We start from the raw sequence: 18,459 nt of genomic DNA, 5'->3' as shown, positions 1-18,459 counted from the left end.
AATTAATTCAATCAGCGGCGTGAATAATCGCCAGGAAATCCGCCGCCTTCAATGCCGCCCCACCGATCAGACCGCCATCGATATCCGGCATCGCCATCAATTCTTTTGCGTTCTCCGGCTTCATGCTGCCGCCGTACAGGATCTGCACGCCGGCGGCCGCTACCGCATTCTTTGTCGCCAATTGCGCGCGCAATACCTGGTGCACGTCCTGCGCCATTTGCGGGGTGGCTGTCTTGCCCGTGCCGATGGCCCAGACCGGCTCATAGGCCAGCACCAGTTTCGCCACGTCGTCGGCGGAAATCGCCGCCAGCACGGCACCCAGCTGCTGCGCCACGACCGCGTCGGTCTGGCCCGCTTCGCGCTGCGCCAGCGTCTCGCCGATGCAGACGATAGGCGTGATGCCCGCCGCCAGCACGGCAACCGTCTTGGCAGCCACCTGTGCATCGCTCTCGCCGTGGTAGGCGCGGCGCTCGGAATGCCCGATTACCACATAACCGCAGCCGAAATCCTGCAGCATGGCGACCGAGATTTCTCCCGTGTAGGCACCACTGGCGTGCGCGGAAACATCTTGCGCACCCCAGCCGAGAGGCGAGCCTGCCAATTGCGCCTGGCACTGCGCCAGATATGGCGCGGGCACACAGACGGCGCTGGCGGCGCCAGAGGCAGCCAGGCCAGCAACTATTTCAGACAATAACACCGCGTTCGAGGTGCGACTGCCGTTCATTTTCCAATTTCCGACGACGAGTTTGCGACGCATAGTAGCCTAAATTTTAATAACCCGTCATTCTAACCCCGGCACCGATGCCGGTCAAACAGGCAGCGCCCCGTTTCAGGCAACTTGCAACATGATCTTGCCCACGTGCGTGCTCGCTTCCATCAAGGCATGCGCCTCGCTGGCCTTCTCCAACGGGAAAGTCTGATAGATGACGGGCTTGATCTTGCCCGCTTCGATCAGCGGCCAGACGGTCGTGCGCAAGTGGTGCGCAATGGCAGCCTTGAAGGCGACCGGGCGCGGACGCAGGGTCGAGCCGCTGACGCTCAGGCGGCGGCGCAGCACTTGCCCCAGGTCCAAGGTGGCCTTGCTGCCGCCCTGCACGGCGATCAGGCCGATGCGGCCGTCGTCGGCCAGGCAATCGATCTCGCGCGGCAGATAGTCGCCACCCACCATGTCGAGGATAACGTCGACGCCTTTGCCATCGGTCAACTCCTTGACGACGGCGACGAAATCTTCCGTGCGGTAATTGATGCCCCGTTCGGCGCCCAGCGCCTCGCAGGCGCGCGCCTTCTCGTCGCTGCCGGCCGTGGCGAACACGCGGTGACCGAGCGCAGCGGCCAATTGAATGGCCGCCACGCCGATGCCGGACGTGCCGCCCTGCACCAGCAACGTTTCGCCACTGACCAGCGCGCAGCGGTCGAACACATTGCTCCACACGGTAAAGAAGTTTTCCGGCAGCGACGCGCCTTCCAGCGCCGTCAAGCCTTTGGGCAAGGGCAGGCACTGGCCGCTTGGGGCGGCGCAGTATTCGGCATAGCCGCCGCCCTGCACCAGCGCACAGACCAGGTCGCCCTTCTTGAATGCCGTGTTGGTGAAATCGCCATCGACGACTTCGCCCGCCACTTCCAGGCCCGGCAAGTCGGACGCGCCGGCGGGCGGCGCGTACTTGCCCAGGCGCTGCAGCACGTCAGGGCGGTTGATGCCGGCCGCGTGCACCTTGATCAGCAGTTCGCCCGCCTTGTATTGCGGCATGGGACGTTCGGCGATCTGCAAAACGTCGGCGGGACCTGGCTGGCTGATGGCAACTGCACGCATGGCGGGACTCTTTCAAGGGAAAACGGCGATTGTACGCCAAGCCGCCAGCCCTTGCAGACTGCCACCTCACCCGTCAGGCACCACCCGTCTTCGACTGGCGCGGCAGCGGCGTGCCGGGCTTCCATTTGGCCGACAGGGCTTGCCCTTCCTCGACTTGCTCATGCGTCATCTTGCGCACCACGGCGGCGCGCTGGTCGGCCGCATTCGCGTTGCCATTCGCCGCAGCCAGGTTCCACAGCATGTAGGCAATGACGTTATCCTGCGGCACGCCACCCATGTGGTAGCGGTACATCAGGCCCAGCACCTGCTGCGCCTCCGCATGGTTCTGCTCGGCCGCCTTGCGGAACCAGCCCACGGCCTGCTTGTGATCCTGCAGCACGGCGTTGCCCGTGTAATACATGGCGCCCACCACGTACTGGGCATCGGCCTTGCCCTGCTCGGCCGCCTTGCGGTGCCAGAACATGGCTTGCTTGTAATCCTGCGGCAAGCCCCGCCCCATGTAGTACATCAAGCCCAGCAAATGCTGGGCATCGGCGTTGCCGGTCTTAGCAAGGGGTAATATTTCCTTGTAAGCCAGCGAGTAATTCTTGTTGTTGTAGGCGCTGGCGCCTTCGGCGAAGCCAGCCCGCGCGGGTAGCTGTATCGTCAACAGCATGAGTAATGTAATGATCAGTTTTTTCATCGGAATGGGATGTGGTCTGACTACTTATTCTTGTCCTGCAGAAGGCCTGCGGCAGGATGCTTTTACTTCCAGCTAACTTTGCCCAGGCCCTCGACGCTGACATCGCGGTTGGCCGGCTTGCCGTACACCACCACCGAACCGAGTCCGCTCAGGTTCAGCTTGGCATTCGTATGGGCATTCACCGTGGCATTGCCGAGGCCGCTCAATTCCAGGTTGACGGCGTCCGCCTCGAATTGCTGCGCATTCAGGCTGCCCAGGCCGCCCAGGCTGGCTTTCAGGATGCGCCCGCGTCCGCCCAGCACCACCGAGCCGGCGCCCTGCAAGTCCAGCTCGGCGCGTTCATTGTTGCCGATCCAGAGCTGCATGCTGCCCACACCGCCCAGGCTGGCATTGAGCTTGCGGTAATCGCCCACCAGCTTGATACTGCCCGCCCCTTCCAGCGACAGGGTCAGCTCCTCCCCCTTGAAACCCGTGATGTCCGTGCTGCCAAAGCCTTCCGAGCTCAATTCTCGCAAGTTCGGCAAGACCAGGTCGGCGCGGATCGACGAGGGGCCGATCTTGAAGCCGCGCACTTCCGTCTCGATGTGCAGGGTGTCGCCGCTTTGCGCCGTACTGACATCGGCGATGTAGCGCTTGTCGGCCGTGATGCTCAAGGACGCCACGTTGCCCTGGCGAATGCGCACCTCCATCACGCCGTCGAGCTTGACGCGTACTACGCGCGCGTCGATGTTGCGCATTTCCAGCAAGCGGGTCTCGGCGGCCACACCGCGCACCAGGCCAAAAGTCGCCAGGAACAGCAGCGCCAGTTGCAGTATCTTCTTCATGTAGTGCATCCTCGGTATCTTGTTTTTATCTGTTGGCCGCCCTCTTGGGGCGCCTGCATTGCTCGCGCAGCACCACTGTAGCAGCGCCGAAAATTGCTGACAATCAATTATGCGAAACGGGCTTTTTCGGTAGCGCTCAGGCGCTTGGCCTTGACCACCACCACGTGCATGGCAGCCTTGCCCGCTGGCGCGGCCACGGTGGCCGTGGAACTGGCCACTTGCAGGGCAGGAGCGGCCGGGGCGATGGCGTAGCAGCTGGCGCCGAGCAGGATGGCGGCGGCAACGGCAATGACTTCCATGTTTTTAGCGACGTTCATGTGAATCTCCTCGGGTGTCTGGCAGTGGGCTTGCGGTATGGTGTCACTATAGCCATACCGCCCCCGGCCAACACGCCGATTGCGACGAACTGCGCTTTTTGCAGGCTGGCCTGACAAAAACGCGGATAAACGCGCAGGTCGCTACGCTCGCAACTTAAAACTCTTCCCACTCGTCGGCGCCGGACTTGGCTGCCTTGACGGGCTTGGCCGCCGACAGCGCACGGGCCGGCGCACGTGGCACCGATGCGGCCGGCTTCGCCCTGAGGCGCGTCACGGGCGCGGGCGCTGCAGCAGGGCCGGCATCACCGAGGCGGAACATGCCAACGGCCTGCGCCAGGTCCACGGCCTGCTCCTGCAGGCTTTCCGCAGCAGCGGCCGCTTGCTCGACGAGTGCCGCGTTTTGCTGTGTCATGGTATCCATGTGCGTGACAGCCGTATTGATCTCGCCGATGCCGGCGCTCTGTTCGCGGCTGGCCACCGTGATCTCGCTCATGATGGTCGTCAATTGCTGCACCGAGGCCACCACCTGATCCATGGTCTGGCCCGCTTCATTGACGAGGCGCCCGCCCGCATCGACTTTTTCCACCGAGTCGCCGATCAGCTCCTTGATTTCCTTCGCCGCGCCAGCGGAGCGTTGCGCCAGGTTGCGCACTTCGGACGCCACCACGGCAAAGCCCCTGCCCTGCTCGCCCGCGCGCGCCGCCTCGACGGCCGCGTTCAAGGCCAGGATATTCGTCTGGAATGCGATGCCGTCGATGACGCCGATGATGTCGACGATCTTGCGCGAGCTTTCCTGGATGCCAGCCATGGTGCCCACCACTTGCTGCACCACGCGGCCGCCCTTGGCCGCCACTTCCGAGGCGGACATGGCCAGTTCGTTGGCCGCATGCGCGTTTTCCGCATTCTGTTTCACCGTCGAGGTCAACTCATCCATCGAACTGGCCGTCTGTTCCAGTGCGCCCGCCTGCGCTTCCGTGCGCGAAGACAGGTCGGCGTTGCCGGCGGCAATATCGGCCGACTCGCTGCGCACCAGGGTGCTGATGCTACGGATCTGCACCAGCACGGTGGCGATCTTTTCGACGAACAAGTTAAAGGCCTTGGCGATCTGCGCCAGTTCGTCACTACCTTCCGCGTCGAGGCGGCTGGTCAGGTCGCCGTCGCCCGTGGCGATCGCTTCCATCGCATCGCGCACCAGGCCCAGGCGGCGCAGGGCGCGCGCCACCAGCACACTCAATACTGCGGCGGCCAGGGCCAGCACCAGCAAGGCCGTCAGGGCCGAGGCGCGCAGCATGGAGCTCAGGGCTTGCGTCGCTTCCGCGCGGTCGAGCACGGTAGCCAGCAGCCAGTCGCTGCCGGGAACTTTACTCACATGCAGGATGCCGTTACGTTCGCCGAGGCGAATGGCGGCGCCGTCGCCGCTCTTTTCGATATCGGCCAGCGCCTGCGCGCTCAGGCCCGGGTCCAGCTCGGCCAGCGGTTTCAGGGTCAGCTTGCCGTCAGGATGGGCGATGATCTTGCCGCCGCCATCGACGAGAAAGCCGTAGCTGGACGCCGTCGGCTTGATCGAGGCGACGTTTTGCACCACGGCATCCATCATCACATCGGCCGCCATCACACCCGTCACGCTGCCCTTGCCGCCCAGCGGCTCGGCAAACGTCACCACCAGCTTGCCCGTGCTGGCACCGATATACGGCGCCGTGATGACGGGGCCGCCCGTTTCGGACGCCAGCTTGTACCAGGGCCGCGCCGTGGGATCGTAGTCGGCGGCACGCTGGCGCTCCTGCGAAAAGACGGCGTGCTTGTCGGCAAAGCCGATATACGCCATGTCAAACGTGCCCGCCTGCTCGGCCGCCTTCAGGGTCGGCAGCGGATCGGCCGCCGTGGCGCCCTGCTTGAGCGAAGCGACCACGGCTTGCTTGGAACGCAGCCATTCGCCGATCGCCTGCGCGTGGCTGTGCGACAACTGCAGCATCTGCGTGTCGAGCGCAGCCAGGGTGCTGGAGCGCGTGGTGAAGAAATTGGCGATGGCGACGGCCAGCATGGCCAGCACGACGATGGAAACGGCGATGGCGATCAGCCGCGCCTTAAGGGAGGACAACATGGTGCATCCAATAAAAAAGAGAAAATCGGGAGGGATGCACCATGGTCGGGGAATAAGATTTTGTCGTCAAGCAATACCGACTCTCAATTACCCAGAAACAACAATTGATACCTTATATTAACTTTACATTAACGATACATTAACTATATCTTGCCGCGCAGCTTGCGCAAGGCGGGCGATTCGCCGCCCGTCGCTTCGATGCGGAAGCGGGCAAATGCCTGTTCCAGCTCGGGGTACTGGCGCAAGCCGCCTTCCGTAAAATAACGCCCGCCGGGGATATCGCCCCATGGCAGGGGCGCGCTCAAGGCGCCGCTGCCCGCCAGGGCCAGCAGCGGCTCGACCGCGCTGCGCAAGTCGGCCACCTCCCCATCGACGAGCGCCAGGCGCGCCAGCAACTGTTCCAGTTCGGCGGCACGGGCTTGCAAGCGCTGCTGGTCCATCATCTCTCCTCAGTTCCTGATCGTGCCGATCAGCACGGGCGCCGACCACAAGTTGCGATTTGGCAATAAATACTGTTGCGCCCCGCCACGGCGCCGCACCAGCCCGCCCAGCTCTTGCGTGGGCGCCACCTGACTGACGAAGACGTTCACCGTGCCCTTGGGCATGATCTGGTACACATCATACAGCGGCGCCTCGCTCCTCAGGGGCAAGCCGAAACAGTCGGCCAAGCTGGCGCACTGGCCAGATGCCAGCTGCAATTGCGCGCTGGTGGTGAAATACGGCGAATACGGCGACACATTCTGGCCATGCGGCACGATTTTTACCAATGCGGCCGACATGGCTAGCAAGTCGGGCAAGGTGCTACCGGAAGCGAGCTGCTCGACCGCGCGCGCATAAATCGTCTCGGCCGGGGCGGCCGGATCGGCGGCGCGCAGTTCGCGCAGGAACTGCTGTCCTGGTCCGCTATCGAGATAGGAGTCGATCGCTTCGCGCTGCAAGCCCGCCGTCTTGAAGGTGCTGAGGTCATTGATTTCGCGCGCGTGCACGGCGCGCAAGGCGTCGATATCCTGCACCGGCATGGCCGTGGATGCGGCGGCGATGGGAATGGGCAGCGGCACCGGCGTGGGCGCGTTGTCCAGCTGGGCCCGGACGCCGGGCGCGACGGCAAGCAGAAAGGCGGCGGCCAGCCCGCAGAATGTGCGCATGCTGCATCTCCTTGGAAGACTCGTTCAGGGGAAGATCCCCTCCCGAATCTACAAGGCGTAAAACTGGCCAATACGAGCTGGATCAAGGCCGATGCGCAAAGCGGCATCTACCTTGATGCAGCACAAACGCGGCGCAAAAAAAACCGCCAGGGCTTGCGCGCTGGCGGTTGTTGAGCATGCGGCCGAGGCCGCATTCAGCCTGACTTAAGCGGCTGGCGCTTCGTTACCTTCAGCAGCTTTCATCGACAGCTTCAGACGGCCGCGGTCGTCCGTTTCCAGCACTTTGACGCGGACCAGCTGGCCTTCTTTCAGGTAGTCGGCCACGGCGTTGACGCGCTCGTTGGCGATCTGGCTGATGTGCAGCAAGCCGTCTTTGCCTGGCATGACTTGCACGATGGCGCCGAAGTCCAGCAGTTTCAGCACGGTGCCTTCATAGGTCTTGCCCACTTCGACGGAAGCGGTCAGTTCTTCGATGCGGCGCTTGGCTTCCTGGCCGGCGGCGGCGTCAACGGAAGCGATGGTGACCACGCCTTCGTCGCTGATGTCGATCTGGGTGCCCGTCTCTTCGGTCAGCGCGCGAATCACGGCGCCGCCCTTGCCGATCACGTCACGGATTTTTTCCGGGTTGATCTTGATGGTGATCAGACGCGGTGCGAAATCGGACAGTTCGGTTTTGACGTGCGGCATGGCTTTTTGCATTTCGCCCAGGATGTGCTCGCGGCCTTCCTTGGCTTGCGCCAGTGCCACTTGCATGATTTCCTTGGTGATGCCCATGATCTTGATGTCCATCTGCAGCGCCGTGATACCGTTGCGGGTACCGGCTACCTTGAAGTCCATGTCACCCAGGTGATCTTCGTCGCCCAGGATGTCGGACAGCACGGCAAACTTGCCGCCTTCCTTGATCAGGCCCATGGCGATACCGGCCACGTGTTCTTTCATCGGCACGCCGGCGTCCATCAGTGCCAGGCAGCCGCCGCACACCGAAGCCATCGACGAAGAACCGTTCGATTCCGTGATTTCCGATACCAGACGCACCGAGTAGCTGAACTCTTCAGCTGCTGGCAGGGCGGCGATCAGCGCGCGCTTGGCCAGGCGGCCGTGGCCGATTTCGCGGCGTTTTGGCGTACCGACGCGACCCGTTTCGCCGGTGGCGAACGGAGGCATGTTGTAATGCAGCATGAACGAATCGGTGAACTCGCCCATCAGCGCGTCGATCTTCTGGCTGTCGCGGGCGGTGCCCAGGGTAGCGACGACCAGCGCCTGCGTTTCGCCGCGCGTGAACAGGGCCGAACCGTGGGTGCGTGGCAGCACGCTGGTGCGGATCGAGATCGGACGCACGGTGCGCGTGTCGCGGCCGTCGATGCGTGGCTCGCCGTCGAGGATTTGCGTACGCACGATTTTCGCTTCGATGTCGAACAGGATGTTGTTCACTTCGGCACTGTCGATCGACGCGCCACCGTTGGCAGCCGCTTCAGCCGACAGGTCGGCGATCACTTCCGACGTCGCTGCTTTCAGCTTGGCCGTACGCTCTTGCTTGTCCTTGGTTTGATACGCGTCATTGATCTTGGCGTTGGCGAAATGCGCGACGCGGGCGATCAGAGCTTCGTTTTTCGGCGCAGGCGCCCATTCCACTTCCGGCTTGCCGCCGTCACGCACCAGGTCGTGAATCGCGTCGATGACGACTTTCATCTGGTCGTGGCCAAAGACCACGGCGCCCAGCATGATTTCTTCGGACAGCTGTTTCGCTTCCGATTCGACCATCAGCACAGCCGTTTCGGTACCGGCGACTACCAGGTCCATTTCCGACGTTTTCAGTTGCTGGACGGTCGGGTTCAGGATGTACTGGCCATTCGCGTAACCGACGCGCGCAGCGCCGATAGGACCGCTGAAAGGCACGCCCGATACGCACAGGGCAGCCGATGCGCCGATCATGGCGGCGATGTCCGGATCGATTTCAGGGTTGACCGACAACACGTGAATGATGACTTGCACTTCATTCAGGTAGCCTTCCGGGAACAGCGGACGGATAGGACGGTCGATCAAACGGGATGTCAGTGTTTCTTTTTCGGAAGGACGGCCTTCGCGCTTGAAAAAACCGCCCGGGATTTTACCGGCAGCATAGGTTTTTTCAACATAATCAACCGTCAAAGGGAAGAAATCCTGGCCTGGTTTGGCATCTTTGCGTGCCACTACCGTTGCCAGCACGACGGTATCTTCGATCGACACCAGCACTGCGCCGGATGCCTGACGTGCGATTTCGCCGGTTTCCAGGGTCACTTGGTGTTGACCGTACTGGAAGGTTTTCGTAACTTTGTTAAACATGGGGTATCCCTTTTCTAATTGCCGACAGATTTTCAGGGGCTGTCGTTCACCTCACCACAGGCGGTGGAAAAACCGTTGCCGCCTTTACTACTTTACTTTTAAAGCATGATATCGGTAGGAGCATACTGCACTTACCGACATAAATCCGGAATTCAAATGACAAAATGCCCGCGTCAGCGAACTGGCGCAGGCATTTCTGTATAAACCTTGTACGGCAAAAATTACTTGCGCAGACCAAGTTTAGCGATCAGGTCGCGATAACGGGTAGCGTCTTTCGACTTCAGGTACGACAACAGGCTCTTACGACGGTTGACCATCATGATCAGGCCGCGGCGGGAGTGGTGATCTTTCGAGTGGGCTTTGAAGTGGCCGTTCAGTTCGTTGATGCGAGCTGTCAGCAGTGCAACTTGCACTTCAGGGGAGCCGGTGTCGTTTTGACCACGTGCGTTGTCCGCGATGATAGCGGCTTTGTTGATGTTTTCTACTGTCATGATAAACCTTTCACATGCGGTGCACAGAGTCTGAACCCTATCCACCGTGAACTACGATTATTAAAATACTGGCCTATGCTTCCAACCAGACGCGCAAGTATATCGGAAAAAAGCCCGCCTGTATCCTGCCACGCGGCCTTTTCTCGGCGCATGATAGGATTTTCCTGTATTTCAGGAGGATAAACATGAAAAAACTGCTCAAACTAGCAACACCTGTGCTGCTTGCCGTGCTGGCCGGCTGCGCCAACTGGAACGTTCCTCCGCCGCAAGCGGGCGAACCGCGCGCCGCCGTGGAAGCGCGCCTGGGCCGTCCCACGGCCATCTACCAGTTGGCCACGGGGCCGGAACTAGAATACGCCACGGGGCCGTACGGCCAGTACACGTATATGGCGCGCTTTGGCCGTGACGACAAGTTGATTTCCTACGAGCAAGTGCTCGACACGCCGGGCTTTGCCCGCATCAAGGTGGGCGTGTCGACCCAGCAGGATGTGCTGCACACCCTGGGCCGCCCAACGGAAACATCGTATCTGGCGCTGCCGAAACTGCACGTCTGGTCTTACCGCTACAAGGAATCGGGCGTATGGGATTCCATGATGCACGTGCACTTCGACCACGACGGCATCGTACGCATGATGATGAACGGCCCCGATCCGGCCAAGGAAGAGCGCCGGTTTTTCTGGTGAATAGCGTCTTGCACCAAGACTAGCGCCTATCCCAAATGCAAATTCTGGGGTCAGTTCTTGCGGAATCGGAATGCGTCCCATTGGGCCGCATTCCCCCGGCGGGTCTGACCCCGGCTTACGGCTGCGGGTCGATCCGCTCGTCCTTGGCGTGCAGTTTATTCAGCGCCGACAAATACGCCTTGGCCGAGGCGACGATGATGTCGGGGTCCGCACCCACGCCATTGACGATGCGCCCGTCGCGCGACAGGCGCATGGTGACTTCGCCCTGCGACTGCGTGCCCGTGCTGATGGCATTGACGGAGAACAAGACCAGCTCCGCGCCGCTGGCGGCCGCGCTTTCGATGGCGTTGACGGTGGCGTCGACGGGGCCGTCGCCCTGCCCTTCGCAGCTGCGCTGCACGCCGCCGACGAGAAACTCCACGCGCGCGTGCGGCACGGCGCCCGTCGTCGACTGCTGCATCAGGGAAATAAAACGGTAGTGCTCACTCTCCTGCGCCTGCTGTTCCTCGCTGACGAGGGCCATGATGTCTTCATCGAAAATCTCGGATTTCCGGTCCGCCAGTTCCTTGAAGCGCAGGAAGGCGGCGTTGACTTCTGCCTCCGATTCCAGCGCGATGCCCAGCTCATGCAGCCGCTGCTTGAAGGCATTGCGGCCCGACAGTTTGCCCAGGACGATCTTGTTGGCGGTCCAGCCCACGTCTTCGGCGCGCATGATTTCATACGTCTCGCGCGCCTTTAAAATGCCGTCCTGGTGGATGCCGGAGGCGTGCGCAAAGGCGTTCGCACCCACGACGGCCTTGTTCGGCTGCACGGCAAAGCCCGTGATCTGCGACACCATTTTGGAGGCCGCCACGATTTGCGTCGTGTCGATGCCGACCGTCAAATTGTAATAGGCGGCGCGCGTGCGCAGCGCCATCACCACCTCTTCCAGCGCCGTGTTGCCGGCCCGCTCGCCGAGGCCATTGACGGTACACTCGATCTGCCGCGCGCCGCCGATCATGACGCCGGCCAGCGAATTGGCCACAGCCAGGCCCAGGTCGTTATGACAATGGACAGACCAGATGGCTTTATCGGCATTCGGTATGCGTTCGCGCAAACGCTTGATGGTATTGCCGAAGATCTCAGGCACGGCATAACCGACCGTATCGGGGAAATTGATGGTGGTGGCGCCCTCGGCGATCACCGTTTCCAGCACGCGGCACAGAAAATCTTCGTCCGAGCGGCTGCCGTCTTCGGGGCTGAATTCGATATCGTCCGTGAACTGGCGCGCGTAGCGCACGGCGTTCTGCGCCTGCGTAAGCACTTGCTCAGGCGTCATGCGCAGCTTCATCTGCATGTGCAGGGGCGAGGTGGCAATGAAAGTGTGGATGCGCTTGCGTTCGGCAGGCGCCAGCGCTTCGGCGGCGCGCGCGATGTCGCGGTCGTTGGCGCGCGACAGCGAGCAGATGGTGGACTCGCGCACGGCGCCGGCAATCGCCCGTATCGACTCGAAGTCGCCTTGCGAGGCAGCGGCGAAGCCCGCTTCGATCACATCGACCTTCATGCGTTCGAGCTGCTTGGCGATGCGCAGCTTTTCCTCGCGCGTCATGGAGGCGCCCGGCGATTGCTCGCCGTCGCGCAAGGTGGTGTCAAAAATGATGAGTCGGTTGCTGGTGTTCATGGCTGCTCCTGGCTGGCTGAAGACTGGCGACGCTACCGACTCAGCGCATTAATGCTCGGGGTCGGTCTGGATGATGCTGACGGGCTTGCCCTTCGCCATGCGCCAGAAAAACACGGCGTAGCCGGACAGGCCATAGGCGACGAAAATCGGGAACAGCACTTTCGGCGGGTCGATGGAAATGAGCGCAAAGAACAATGCCAGCAGGAATACCACGATAAAGGGCACGGACTTGCGGAAATTCACATCCTTGAAGCTGTAGAACGGTACATTCGTGACCATGGTCAGACCGGCGAACAGGGCGATCGTCCACGATACCCAGGCCAGCTGGTTGCCGGCAAATTCCAGGTCGTTCATCAGCAGGATGAAGCCGGCCACCATGGCCGCCGCTGCCGGGCTGGGCAAACCCTGGAAGAAGCGCTTGTCGACCACGGCGATATTCGTGTTGAAGCGGGCCAGGCGCAAGGCGGCACCGGCGCAATACACGAAGGCGGCCAGCCAGCCCAGTTTGCCCATGCCGCGCAGCGACCATTCATAGATCACCAGCGCGGGCGCAGCGCCGAACGACACCATGTCGGACAGGCTGTCGTACTGGGCGCCGAATTCGCTCTGCGTATTCGTCAGGCGCGCGATGCGGCCATCGAGGCCGTCGAGGATCATGGCGATGAAGATGGCCCAGGCCGCGTGTTCGAATTTCTGGTTCATGGCCATGACGATGGCGTAGAAGCCGCAAAACAGGGCTGCCGTCGTGAAGGCATTCGGCAACAGGTAGATGCCGCGGCGGCGCAAGGTTTTCTTGCCAGTGCCATCGTTCACCGGCTGGCGCACGAATTTGCTGAAGCGGGACGCTTTGGAGACTGCGGGAGTGCCGTTCTTGCCTCTACGACGGGGGAAGTTTGCCATGTTGTTCCATATCTTGTGTACTGCGGGGATTCGGTGCCAGATGGCAGGCGCATTCATCTTTCGGCATGCGCCTGCCGATCTTGCCATTATAGAGGAGCCACCGCCAAAGAAAAGCGCGGCGGCGTCAAGCTGGCAATATTGACGCCGATTCAAGCTTTATTTGAAGCGGATCTTCGCCACCAGCCCCATGTTCAGGGTCGTTTCGCCCGCTTCAAAGCTCGGTTCGGCCACCTGGTTACCGCCATAGCCCATGGAGTCGGCACTCATGTTGCGCGCCCCCGTCACGCTGACGCGCTGCGCATAGTTGCCCGAACCTTCAAAATCGATGGTGTCGATCACGGCGTCATTGACATTGCGGCCCATGGCGCCGGCAATGGCGGCCACGCGTTCATTCAGGTTCTTGTAGGCGGCGGCGATGCGCTGGTCGTCGAGCTTGCGGATGGTGGCGGGCGCCAGGCCGAAGTTCAGACGATTCAGGGTCAGCACGCCTTGCGCTGCGGAAACTGTCTTCGGCAAGGCGGCCAGATTCGTCGTCGTCACCTGCAAGTACTGGCCCACTCTCCAGCCCGTCGGTACGCGTGGCTTGGCGGCGACGCCCGGCGGCAGGGGCGCCGTTTCCGGGTACACGGCGTACGTGTAGTAGCCCTGGGTCTTCAGCACGGCTTGCGGGTCGGCTTTCTTGACGATGGCTGCGCCCTGGTTCATCTTCTGGTTCACGCGCGAGGCGGCGGCGGCCTTGTCCTTGTCCTGCTCTTCGATGGCCAGGGTGACGGTCACCTGGTCGTTCGCATGCACCACTTCGCCATTCGCGGGCACCACCACGAGGGTGCCGGAGGTGGGCAAGGTCTGGGCGTGTGCGCTCAGGGCAACGGTAGCGACAGTAACAACAACGGCAGCAGCCAGCAGCGATTTCATGACGGTCATAGTGTTCTCCTGGAAAATAATGGGGCAAAAACGACCATGGGGCCAACAGCCCCATGATTTTTAAAATAGTCTAACGCGAAAACATTTCCACGTTGACGAGCTTACTCGCACTTACTTGAACTTGACCTTGCCGACGACACGCATGTCGAGCGTCGTTTCACCCGGCTCGAAGCTCGGCTCGGCGACGACACTGCTGTCTTCGGCCATCTTGGCGCTGCGCATCATCATCGGTGCGGCGGCAGCACGGTTTTCGGTGACATAGTTGCCCGAACCTTCGAAGTCCACCGTATCGAGCACGGCGTCGGACACATTGCGGCCCATGGCCTTGGCGATGGCGGCCACGCGATCATTGAGGTTTTTGTACGTGGCGGCGATGCGCTGGTCATCCAGCAGGCGGATGGTTTCCGGCTTCAGGCCGAAATTCAAGCCATTCAGGGTCAGCACGCCTTGCGCCGCCGACACGGTTTTTGGCAAGGACGCCAGGTTGGCCGTCGTCACTTCCAGGTACTGGCCGACTCTCCAGGCCGTTGGCAAACGCGGCTTGGCGACAGCGCCGGCTGGCAATGGGCGCTCTTCCGGATACACGGGATAGGTGTAGTAGCCATACGATTTCAGCGCTGCCGAGGGGTCGGCCTGCTTGACGATGGCGATGCCCTTGTTCATCTTCTGGTTGACTCTCGACGCGGCGGCAGCCTTGTCCTTGTCCTGTTCTTCGATGGCCAGGGTAGCGACCACCTGGTCATTGACATGCTTGACTTCGCCAAATGCGGGAACCACCACCAGGGTGCCGGAAGTTGGCAAGGTTTGCGCTTGTGCGCTCAGGGCAATGGTGGCTGCGGCGGCAACAAGGACGGATTTCATCACGGTCATGGGGGTACTCCTAGCTAGTTAATGTGGCTGACAGCCCGCGAAAGGGACGCTTTTGCCATCCCTTTCGCCTGAGAAACTTGTCAAACTGTGTAGATTCTAACGCCTCGTTCATTCCCGTGGCGCAAATTAACAAATCGTCACAAAATGCGCGTCCCAGTCACATCTGCTCACATTTCAACACGCTGCTATTGAAAATAACGTCGTTCTTAGTGACCCAGCACCGCACCACCGCTGCGCCGGCCCGGCTTGAAACTGTGGCGGTGCGCGCGCCAGGCGATGGTCAATGCCACCAGCAGCAAGGCCAGCATGGCCCACGGGAACGATGCCACGCCATAGCCGTCGAGCAGCATGCCGCCCGCCAGGCCGCCGCCCGCGATGGCCACGTTCCAGATGGTCGCCACCATCGCCTGCGCCACATCCATGCCATCGCCGGCCGCGTCCGCCGACGCCGTCTGCAGCAAGGTGCCGGCGCCGCCGAAGGTGACGCCCCATATGGCCATGCTGACATAGATGACGATGGGGGAGTCCATCGCCAGGCCCAGCGCCACTACCACCAGGGCAAAGGCGGCGATGCAGCCCAGCACGAGCGGGCGCAGCCAGCGGTCGATCAGCTGGCTGACCAGCCAGATACCGGCCAGCGAGCCCACGCCATACACGAGCAGCACCAGGTCGACGCGGGGGCGCAAGCCGGACGGCGCCAGGAACGGCGCGATAAAGGTATACAAAATATTATGCGCCAGCATCCAGGCGACGATCACAAACAGAATCGGCCGCACGCCCGGCGTCACGAACACCTGGCGGATCGACAGGCGTTCGCCATTCTTTTGCCCCGGATAATCGGGCACGACCAGCAATACCCACGCGACCAGCACCACGGCCATGCCGGACATGATGCCAAAGATGCTGCGCCAGCCCAGCACGCCGCCCATCAGGGTGCCCAGCGGCACGCCCAGCGACAGGGCCAGCGGCGTGCCGATCATGGCAATGGCCATCGCCCTGCCCTGCTGCTCGGGACGCACCATGCGGCGCGCATAGCCTGCCATCAAGCCCCAGGCCAGCCCGGCGGCCATGCCGGTGACGAAGCGCGCGACCAGGGCGACCATATAGTTGGGAGCCAGGGCCGTCGCCGTATTGAAGATCAGGAAGCCGATGATGGCCAGCAACAAGACATTGCGCCGGCGCCAGGTGCTGGTGAGCGCCGTCAGGGGAATCGCCGTCAGGATCGAGCCGATGGCGTACACGGTCACCAGCTGGCCCGTCATGACTTCGGAAATATTGAGATCCTTGGCAATCTGCGGCAGCAAGCCGGCCGGCAAGGTTTCCGACAGGAGGGCGAGGAACGCCGTCATGGCCAGGGCCAGCAAGGCCAGGATGGGAATGGAAGAGTCAACAGCAGCCTGCGAGGGCGCCGTGGCGGTGATACGGTCAGTCATGGGGGTCCTTCTTCTTGCGCAAGCGGCTAAGAAACTAGCGCCTGGCGTGCTACAAAAGCGGTGATGCGCGTTGCGGTCGGCAGATACCGAAACAGATGCAGTCCATAGGAAACTGCAAAGGAAGGGCGGTATTGTAAAGCAAACGCACCAACAGCGTGCGTACGAAAACAACCGTGCTCAGGCTGGCGTCATGCAGGCATCATTGGCCGCCTTGCGTGGCGAAAACCAGGCATTCGATTTCGGACTGTACAGCAAGGCGCAGATGACGGCGAACGTGAGCGCGCCAGGCAAGACGTGCATCTTGAGCGGCAAGGTCGCCAGGCAGAACGCAATGTCGATCACGCCCCACACCAGATACACCGTGCGCGCGCCACGCTGCCTTTGCAGCATGGCCAGCGCAGCCACCAGGGTAATGCCCTGGCTGAAGAGCAAAATCGCGTATTGCACCTCGGCGGGAATCACGCTGTGCCCCATTCCGGCCAGCATGGCGGGATCGTTGCGGCCGAGGTAAGCCGACACCAGCGCTGACAGCGAGCCGATAATCAGAAACCAGCAGCCGATGGCAACCGAGACGGGACGCTTGACCACATGCAGATTGCCGACAAAAACTTTAGAAAAAACAAGCATGGTGCTCACGGTATGTTTGAATGGCCCTGATTGTAATAAAAAAAGCCGGCTTGCGCCGGCTTCTTGTGAAGAACGATAACTGCTTAGTTTTTCGACTGGTCAACCATCTTGTTCTTGGCGATCCAAGGCATCATGGCGCGCAGTTTGGCGCCCACTTCTTCGATCGGGTGCTCGGACGTCAAACGGCGGCGCGAGATCAGGGTCGGAGCGCCTGCCTTGTTTTCCAGGATGAAGCTCTTCGCGTATTCACCCGTCTGAATGTCTTTCAGGCATTGACGCATCGCATCTTTGGTGGCCGAGGTCACAACCTTAGGGCCAGTCACGTATTCGCCGTATTCGGCGTTGTTCGAGATCGAGTAGTTCATGTTGGCGATGCCGCCTTCATAGATCAGGTCGACGATCAGTTTCAGTTCGTGCAAGCACTCGAAATACGCCATTTCAGGCGCGTAACCGGCTTCCGTCAGGGTTTCGAAACCGGCCTTGATCAGTTCCACGGCGCCGCCGCACAGCACGGCTTGCTCACCGAACAAGTCCGTTTCGGTTTCTTCACGGAAGTTCGTTTCGATGATGCCGGCACGGCCGCCACCGTTGGCCGAGGCGTACGACAGGGCGATATCGCGGGCGATGCCCGACTTGTCCTGGTACACGGCGATCAGGTGGGGCACGCCGCCACCCTGGGTGTAGGTGGCGCGCACGGTGTGGCCCGGTGCTTTCGGCGCAACCATGATCACGTCCAGGTCGGCGCGTGGCACGACTTGGCCGTAATGCACGTTGAAGCCGTGGGCGAAGGCCAGTACGGCGCCCTGCTTGGCGAACGGGGCGATGTTTTCGTTGTAGACCTGGGCGATGTTTTCATCTGGCAGCAAGATCATGATGACGTCGGCCGCTTTCACGGCGTCGTTGACTTCCGCTACTTTCAGGCCGGCTTGCTCGACCTTGGTCCACGAAGCGCCGCCCTTGCGCAGGCCGACGGTGACGTTAACGCCCGAATCGTTCAGGTTTTGTGCGTGTGCGTGGCCTTGCGAACCGTAGCCGATGATGGCAACGTTTTTGCCTTTGATCAAGGAGAGGTCAGCGTCTTTGTCGTAAAAAACTTTCATGGTATTTCCTATAATTTGATGATGCGTTGTTGTTTTAAATGCGGCGCCAGGGCCGCGTAGTGCTGCGTCTATGCTTTTATACTTTGAGGATGCGTTCGCCGCGGCCGATGCCGGAACCACCCGTGCGGACGGTTTCCAGGATGGAGGCGCGGTCGATCGAATCGATGAACGCGTCGAGCTTGACCTTGTTGCCGGTCAGTTCGATCGTGTACGTCTTTTCGGTGACATCGATGATGCGGCCACGGAAGATATCGGCGGTACGCTTCATTTCCTCGCGCTCCTTGCCCACGGCACGGACCTTGATCAGCATCAACTCGCGTTCGATATGCTGGCCTTCGGTCAGGTCGACCACCTTCACCACTTCAATCAGACGATTCAGGTGCTTGGTGATCTGCTCGATGATATCGTCCGAGCCGCTGGTGACGATGGTCATGCGCGACAGGGTCGAGTCTTCCGTCGGTGCCACCGTCAAGGTTTCGATGTTGTAGCCGCGCGCCGAGAACAGGCCCACCACGCGCGACAGGGCGCCCGCTTCGTTTTCCAGCAAGACAGAAATAATATGGCGCATGA

Annotated in this window: 19 protein-coding genes; 1 reads left to right on the top strand and 18 read right to left on the bottom strand. The window is 61.4% G+C overall.

Going from position 1 to position 18,459, the window contains the following annotated elements; translation table 11 throughout:
- Nucleotides 1-7: 7 nt before the first annotated feature.
- From tpiA to rpsO, 10 genes are all read right to left on the bottom strand, one after another.
- Entirely contained in the window at nucleotides 8-757 is a 750-nt protein-coding gene (gene tpiA, locus ACP7EG_RS02920; protein WP_426086352.1) for a triose-phosphate isomerase, read from the bottom strand.
- Between the two features lie 72 nt (nucleotides 758-829).
- Complete coding sequence (locus tag ACP7EG_RS02915; RefSeq protein ID WP_426086351.1) at nucleotides 830-1,810, bottom strand: NAD(P)H-quinone oxidoreductase; 981 nt, start codon at nucleotides 1,808-1,810, stop codon at nucleotides 830-832.
- 73 nt (nucleotides 1,811-1,883) lie between these two features.
- The gene (locus tag ACP7EG_RS02910; RefSeq protein WP_426086350.1) at nucleotides 1,884-2,492 is read right to left on the bottom strand and encodes a tetratricopeptide repeat protein; all 609 of its coding nucleotides are present in this window, start codon (nucleotides 2,490-2,492) and stop codon (nucleotides 1,884-1,886) included.
- Between the two features lie 62 nt (nucleotides 2,493-2,554).
- Entirely contained in the window at nucleotides 2,555-3,316 is a 762-nt protein-coding gene (locus tag ACP7EG_RS02905) for a GIN domain-containing protein (RefSeq protein WP_426086349.1), read from the bottom strand.
- Between the two features lie 107 nt (nucleotides 3,317-3,423).
- Nucleotides 3,424-3,633 carry a hypothetical protein gene (locus tag ACP7EG_RS02900; protein WP_426086347.1) on the bottom strand — a complete coding sequence of 70 codons (210 nt, stop codon included), beginning with the start codon at nucleotides 3,631-3,633 and terminating at the stop codon, nucleotides 3,424-3,426.
- A gap of 154 nt (nucleotides 3,634-3,787) precedes the next feature.
- Nucleotides 3,788-5,734 (bottom strand): methyl-accepting chemotaxis protein, encoded by a 1,947-nt coding sequence (locus tag ACP7EG_RS02895; protein ID WP_426086345.1) that lies wholly within the window; start codon nucleotides 5,732-5,734, stop codon nucleotides 3,788-3,790.
- A gap of 143 nt (nucleotides 5,735-5,877) precedes the next feature.
- Nucleotides 5,878-6,177: a hypothetical protein gene (locus tag ACP7EG_RS02890; protein WP_426086344.1), complete on the bottom strand. Its 300-nt coding sequence runs from the start codon at nucleotides 6,175-6,177 to the stop codon at nucleotides 5,878-5,880.
- A gap of 6 nt (nucleotides 6,178-6,183) precedes the next feature.
- Nucleotides 6,184-6,879, bottom strand: coding sequence for a hypothetical protein (locus ACP7EG_RS02885; protein ID WP_426086343.1), 696 nt, complete (start codon nucleotides 6,877-6,879; stop codon nucleotides 6,184-6,186).
- Between the two features lie 204 nt (nucleotides 6,880-7,083).
- The gene (gene pnp / locus ACP7EG_RS02880; protein ID WP_071076349.1) at nucleotides 7,084-9,201 is read right to left on the bottom strand and encodes a polyribonucleotide nucleotidyltransferase; all 2,118 of its coding nucleotides are present in this window, start codon (nucleotides 9,199-9,201) and stop codon (nucleotides 7,084-7,086) included.
- A 221-nt stretch (nucleotides 9,202-9,422) separates the two neighbouring features.
- Entirely contained in the window at nucleotides 9,423-9,692 is a 270-nt protein-coding gene (gene rpsO / locus ACP7EG_RS02875) for a 30S ribosomal protein S15 (protein ID WP_071076969.1), read from the bottom strand.
- A 185-nt stretch (nucleotides 9,693-9,877) separates the two neighbouring features.
- On the opposite strand from rpsO, the gene bamE reads away from it, so the two are divergent.
- Nucleotides 9,878-10,375, top strand: a complete 498-nt coding sequence (gene bamE / locus ACP7EG_RS02870) for an outer membrane protein assembly factor BamE domain-containing protein (RefSeq protein ID WP_426086342.1) — start codon at nucleotides 9,878-9,880, stop codon at nucleotides 10,373-10,375.
- Between the two features lie 115 nt (nucleotides 10,376-10,490).
- Here the strand turns inward: bamE and ACP7EG_RS02865 are convergent, their stop codons facing one another.
- The 8 genes from ACP7EG_RS02865 to ilvN form a co-directional block, all read right to left on the bottom strand.
- Complete coding sequence (locus ACP7EG_RS02865) at nucleotides 10,491-12,035, bottom strand: 2-isopropylmalate synthase (RefSeq protein WP_426086341.1); 1,545 nt, start codon at nucleotides 12,033-12,035, stop codon at nucleotides 10,491-10,493.
- Nucleotides 12,036-12,083: 48 nt separating this feature from the next.
- Nucleotides 12,084-12,935 carry a CDP-diacylglycerol--serine O-phosphatidyltransferase gene (pssA, locus tag ACP7EG_RS02860; RefSeq protein WP_426086339.1) on the bottom strand — a complete coding sequence of 284 codons (852 nt, stop codon included), beginning with the start codon at nucleotides 12,933-12,935 and terminating at the stop codon, nucleotides 12,084-12,086.
- A gap of 156 nt (nucleotides 12,936-13,091) precedes the next feature.
- Nucleotides 13,092-13,859, bottom strand: a complete 768-nt coding sequence (locus ACP7EG_RS02855; protein WP_426086338.1) for an SIMPL domain-containing protein — start codon at nucleotides 13,857-13,859, stop codon at nucleotides 13,092-13,094.
- 111 nt (nucleotides 13,860-13,970) lie between these two features.
- Nucleotides 13,971-14,729 carry an SIMPL domain-containing protein gene (locus ACP7EG_RS02850; protein WP_426086337.1) on the bottom strand — a complete coding sequence of 253 codons (759 nt, stop codon included), beginning with the start codon at nucleotides 14,727-14,729 and terminating at the stop codon, nucleotides 13,971-13,973.
- 206 nt (nucleotides 14,730-14,935) lie between these two features.
- The gene (locus ACP7EG_RS02845; RefSeq protein WP_426086336.1) at nucleotides 14,936-16,162 is read right to left on the bottom strand and encodes an MFS transporter; all 1,227 of its coding nucleotides are present in this window, start codon (nucleotides 16,160-16,162) and stop codon (nucleotides 14,936-14,938) included.
- A 177-nt stretch (nucleotides 16,163-16,339) separates the two neighbouring features.
- Nucleotides 16,340-16,789: a hypothetical protein gene (locus ACP7EG_RS02840; protein WP_426086335.1), complete on the bottom strand. Its 450-nt coding sequence runs from the start codon at nucleotides 16,787-16,789 to the stop codon at nucleotides 16,340-16,342.
- Between the two features lie 83 nt (nucleotides 16,790-16,872).
- Nucleotides 16,873-17,889: a ketol-acid reductoisomerase gene (gene ilvC, locus ACP7EG_RS02835; RefSeq protein ID WP_096236700.1), complete on the bottom strand. Its 1,017-nt coding sequence runs from the start codon at nucleotides 17,887-17,889 to the stop codon at nucleotides 16,873-16,875.
- A 76-nt stretch (nucleotides 17,890-17,965) separates the two neighbouring features.
- A complete protein-coding gene (ilvN, locus tag ACP7EG_RS02830) occupies nucleotides 17,966-18,457 on the bottom strand; it encodes an acetolactate synthase small subunit (RefSeq protein WP_071076341.1) in 492 nt (163 codons plus the stop codon).
- Between the last annotated feature and the right edge of the window lie 2 nt (nucleotides 18,458-18,459).

The sequence above is a fragment of the Janthinobacterium sp. PSPC1-1 genome (assembly GCF_049897625.1).
In the GTDB taxonomy this organism is placed as follows: Bacteria; Pseudomonadota; Gammaproteobacteria; order Burkholderiales; family Burkholderiaceae_D; genus Janthinobacterium; species Janthinobacterium tructae.
The sequence above is the reverse complement of the archived record's forward strand: the minus strand, read 5'-3'. Positions and strand labels throughout refer to the sequence as shown.

What these genes read in the sequence shown, in the direction of transcription:
- ACP7EG_RS02910 (WP_426086350.1), bottom strand. Translation starts at nt 2,492, where the DNA reads ATGAAAAAACTGATCATTACATTACTCATGCTGTTGACGATACAGCTA.
- ACP7EG_RS02895 (WP_426086345.1), bottom strand. Translation starts at nt 5,734, where the DNA reads ATGTTGTCCTCCCTTAAGGCGCGGCTGATCGCCATCGCCGTTTCCATC.
- ACP7EG_RS02840 (WP_426086335.1), bottom strand. Translation starts at nt 16,789, where the DNA reads ATGCTTGTTTTTTCTAAAGTTTTTGTCGGCAATCTGCATGTGGTCAAG.
- ACP7EG_RS02900 (WP_426086347.1), bottom strand. Translation starts at nt 3,633, where the DNA reads ATGAACGTCGCTAAAAACATGGAAGTCATTGCCGTTGCCGCCGCCATC.
- pssA (WP_426086339.1), bottom strand. Translation starts at nt 12,935, where the DNA reads ATGGCAAACTTCCCCCGTCGTAGAGGCAAGAACGGCACTCCCGCAGTC.
- ACP7EG_RS02890 (WP_426086344.1), bottom strand. Translation starts at nt 6,177, where the DNA reads ATGATGGACCAGCAGCGCTTGCAAGCCCGTGCCGCCGAACTGGAACAG.
- tpiA (WP_426086352.1), bottom strand. Translation starts at nt 757, where the DNA reads ATGCGTCGCAAACTCGTCGTCGGAAATTGGAAAATGAACGGCAGTCGC.
- ACP7EG_RS02845 (WP_426086336.1), bottom strand. Translation starts at nt 16,162, where the DNA reads ATGACTGACCGTATCACCGCCACGGCGCCCTCGCAGGCTGCTGTTGAC.
- ACP7EG_RS02915 (WP_426086351.1), bottom strand. Translation starts at nt 1,810, where the DNA reads ATGCGTGCAGTTGCCATCAGCCAGCCAGGTCCCGCCGACGTTTTGCAG.
- ilvC (WP_096236700.1), bottom strand. Translation starts at nt 17,889, where the DNA reads ATGAAAGTTTTTTACGACAAAGACGCTGACCTCTCCTTGATCAAAGGC.
- rpsO (WP_071076969.1), bottom strand. Translation starts at nt 9,692, where the DNA reads ATGACAGTAGAAAACATCAACAAAGCCGCTATCATCGCGGACAACGCA.
- ACP7EG_RS02865 (WP_426086341.1), bottom strand. Translation starts at nt 12,035, where the DNA reads ATGAACACCAGCAACCGACTCATCATTTTTGACACCACCTTGCGCGAC.
- ACP7EG_RS02855 (WP_426086338.1), bottom strand. Translation starts at nt 13,859, where the DNA reads ATGACCGTCATGAAATCGCTGCTGGCTGCTGCCGTTGTTGTTACTGTC.
- ACP7EG_RS02905 (WP_426086349.1), bottom strand. Translation starts at nt 3,316, where the DNA reads ATGAAGAAGATACTGCAACTGGCGCTGCTGTTCCTGGCGACTTTTGGC.
- bamE (WP_426086342.1), top strand. Translation starts at nt 9,878, where the DNA reads ATGAAAAAACTGCTCAAACTAGCAACACCTGTGCTGCTTGCCGTGCTG.
- ACP7EG_RS02885 (WP_426086343.1), bottom strand. Translation starts at nt 6,879, where the DNA reads ATGCGCACATTCTGCGGGCTGGCCGCCGCCTTTCTGCTTGCCGTCGCG.
- pnp (WP_071076349.1), bottom strand. Translation starts at nt 9,201, where the DNA reads ATGTTTAACAAAGTTACGAAAACCTTCCAGTACGGTCAACACCAAGTG.
- ilvN (WP_071076341.1), bottom strand. Translation starts at nt 18,457, where the DNA reads ATGCGCCATATTATTTCTGTCTTGCTGGAAAACGAAGCGGGCGCCCTG.
- ACP7EG_RS02850 (WP_426086337.1), bottom strand. Translation starts at nt 14,729, where the DNA reads ATGACCGTGATGAAATCCGTCCTTGTTGCCGCCGCAGCCACCATTGCC.